Source organism: Streptomyces sp. CC208A (genome assembly GCF_030010625.1).
Classification (GTDB): domain Bacteria; phylum Actinomycetota; class Actinomycetes; order Streptomycetales; family Streptomycetaceae; genus Streptomyces.
In genome coordinates, this window is record NZ_JASCXN010000080.1 from 1 (window position 1) to 2,829 (window position 2,829).

The following is a 2,829-nucleotide window of genomic DNA, read 5'->3' on the forward strand; positions in this document are numbered from 1 at the left end:
CGGGGAACCCGGGGCGGCGGAAACGCGCTCGGCGCCCGCCGGTACCGGCGGGCGCCGATGCTTGTGGACGCCGCTACTTGGCGGCGTCCAGGGCGGCGAGCGCCTGGGCCCAGCGCACGTACTTGAGCTCCGCCAGATCCGCGACCGTCTTGACGCCGAACGCCTCCTTCAGGAGCTCGCCGTCCCGGTCAGAGACACCCTTCAGGGCGGCCACCGGCGCGGCCAGGATCTCCGGCAGACTCTTGTCCGCCCACGCCGAGTCGAGCACCTTGCCGAGATCGATCGAAGCCATGGCTTACCTCCGGGGACGAGCAGGCGCGACCATCGCACCTTCTACATCTGTGTAGAAAATATGAGTCGGGCCTCCGCTTCAAGAGCATGATCGACTCTGCGCCAACATTCGCCGACAAAGGCCGAAAGTGCCGCCTTGCGCACCCGCTCAGGCGTGGCGCGCGGGCCAGCGCCGATGCAGGCCGTCGATGCGGAAGTCGTGGACGTGGACGTGGGCGTGGACGTGGGCGTGACCGTGCCCGGCGGCCGCGAGGTGCGGATGGTCGCGCGGCAGCTCCGGGTGGGCGTGCTCCAGCTCGGCCGGGTCGAGGCGCGGCCAGAGGCGTACGGCGCCCACCGCGCCGGTCAGCGCGAGGGCGGCCAGCACGGCGGCCGAGACGGCGAGTCCGGCGCGGGCGGTGAGCCAGCCGGCCAGCGGGTAGGTGACCAGCCAGCAGGCGTGGGTGAGGGAGAAGCGGGCGGCGAACGCGGCGGGCAGGTCCGGCGCCGCCGCCGAGCGCCGCAGCAGCCGCCCGCCGGGAGTGAGGATCGCCGAGGTCGCCGCCCCGATCACCAGCCACGCGGACAGCAGCGCGCCCCAGGACAGTACGCCCGCGCCGAGCCCGGTCGCGAGCAGCCCGAGCGCGGCGGTCGCCGTGAACGCGGCGGACAGCATCAGGGCCCGGTCGCCGAGGCGCCCGACGACCCGGGGCAGCAGCAGCGCCACGACCATCGACCCCGCCCCGTACGCTCCGAGCGCGAGCGGCACGTCCCCGGCGGGGCGGCCGAGGGCGTCCCGGACCAGGACGACGGTGTCGACCAGGACCATGGAGCCGACGGCCGCGACGACGAAGTCGAGCGCCAGCAGGGCGCGCAGCCGGGGCGTGGCGAGGAGGAGCCTGGCCCCGAAGGCGGCCTTCGCGCGGACGCCTCCCGTCCGCTCCGCCGGCCGGGAGGCAGGCAGCAGGACGGAGACGACCAGGGCGGCGGAGACGGCGAAGCCCACCGCCGTACCGCTGAAGAGCCAGGTGTACGAGACGAGGGAGAGCAGGGCCGCGGCGAGGACCGGGCTGAACAGGCTCTCCAGGTCGTAGGCGAGCCGGGAGAGGGACAGGGCGCGGGTGTAGTCGTCCTCGTCGGGCAGCACCTCGGGGACGGTCGCCTGGAAGGTGGGGGTGAAGACGGCGGACGCGCCTTGGAGCAGGAAGACCAGGACGTAGACCTGCCAGACCTGGGTCACGAACGGCAGCCCCAGGGCGACCCCGGCCCGGACCAGGTCCATCGTCACGAGCAGCGCCCGCCGGGGTGTCCGGTCGGCGACCGCGCCGGCGACCGGGGCCATGCCGACGTAGGCGACCATCTTGATCGCCAGGGCCGTGCCGAGCACCGCCGAGGCGTTCCCGCCCGCGAGGTCGTACGCGAGCAGCCCGAGCGCCACGGTCGTCAGACCGGTCCCGACGAGGGCCACGGCCTGGGCGGTGAACAGGTGGCGGTAGGTGCGGTTGCGCAGCACGGACAGCATGGGCCCGCCCTCGGTCGGCTACGGAGGCATCACCACCGTAGCCGACAGGTGCATGATTGCGCACCTATTGAATTATTGACCGCTCCTGCCTGTCGGCGTCAGTCGTGCCAGGGCTCGCCCGTGACCTGGTGGTCGGCGTGGCTCACGGCCTCCACGACCATGCGCCTCATGTGCCCGTCGGGCAGCGAGTAGACGACCCGCCGCCCTTCCTTGCGCGTCTCGACCAGCCCCCCGAGCCGCAGCTTGGCCAGATGCTGGCTCACGGCCGGACGGGCCGCGCCGACCGCCTCGGCGAGCGCGCTGACGTCCGACTCCGCGTGCGACAGCAGCCACACGAGGTGCAGCCGGGTGGGATCGGCCAGCAACGCGAACACACGGGCAGCCGCATCGAGCTCGCGAGCGCCCAGGGTGCGCTGGTGCGTGCCGCCTGCAGGTGGGGTGCCGTCGCGTGAAGCCATGAGGAAATGGTAGGCGCGGCCGGGAGCGGTGAGCGGAACCGGGAAGCGGCCGGACCGATCCGGCGGCCGGACGGCAGCACGGCGGCCGTCCGATCGCGGATAGGGTGTGCGCGCCACGACAGCACGCTCGTTCAGGAGGTCACGCGTGGGGCCAGAACCCCCGGCGATTCGCGTACCGGTCGGGGAAGGGTCCGACCGGTGGACGAGCCGAACCACCCGGCGCCGCGTGCTCCTGGTGGTCCACAACGTCACCTCGGCCGGGCGCCTGACGGACCTGATACCGCTGTTCCACGACGACTACCGCGTCCAGCTCCTGGTCACGTCGACGGGGTCGTCCGCCTTCCAGGGCGGCATCCGCGGGCTCTTCCGCGAACTGCAACTGCCCGAGCTGCCGTGGAGCCAGGCGCTCTCGACTCCGGTGGACCTCGCGGTCTCGGCGAGTTTCGGCGGCGAACTCGACCTGATCCAGGGCAATTTGACAGTACTTTCGCATGGAGTCGGATACACTAAAAGACTAGGCAAGCCGGAAGCCGGAAGCCGGAAGCCGGAAGCCGGAAGCCGGAAGCCGGAAGCCGGAAG

Annotated in this window: 3 protein-coding genes and 1 pseudogene; 1 reads left to right on the plus strand and 3 read right to left on the minus strand. The window is 72.5% G+C overall.

Features of this window, described 5'->3' with window-relative positions; all coding sequences use genetic code 11:
• Positions 1-73: 73 nt before the first annotated feature.
• The 3 genes from QK442_RS35950 to QK442_RS35960 all read right to left on the minus strand — a co-directional run bounded on the left by QK442_RS35950 (position 74) and on the right by QK442_RS35960 (position 2,250).
• A complete protein-coding gene (locus QK442_RS35950; RefSeq protein ID WP_282698345.1) occupies positions 74-292 on the minus strand; it encodes a hypothetical protein in 219 nt (72 codons plus the stop codon).
• Positions 293-439: 147 nt separating this feature from the next.
• Positions 440-1,792, minus strand: a complete 1,353-nt coding sequence (locus QK442_RS35955; protein ID WP_282698346.1) for an MFS transporter — start codon at positions 1,790-1,792, stop codon at positions 440-442.
• A gap of 98 nt (positions 1,793-1,890) precedes the next feature.
• Entirely contained in the window at positions 1,891-2,250 is a 360-nt protein-coding gene (locus tag QK442_RS35960; RefSeq protein ID WP_282698347.1) for a metalloregulator ArsR/SmtB family transcription factor, read from the minus strand.
• Between the two features lie 235 nt (positions 2,251-2,485).
• On the opposite strand from QK442_RS35960, the pseudogene QK442_RS35965 reads away from it, so the two are divergent.
• A pseudogene (locus QK442_RS35965) lies at positions 2,486-2,829 on the plus strand (hypothetical protein); the annotation flags it as partial.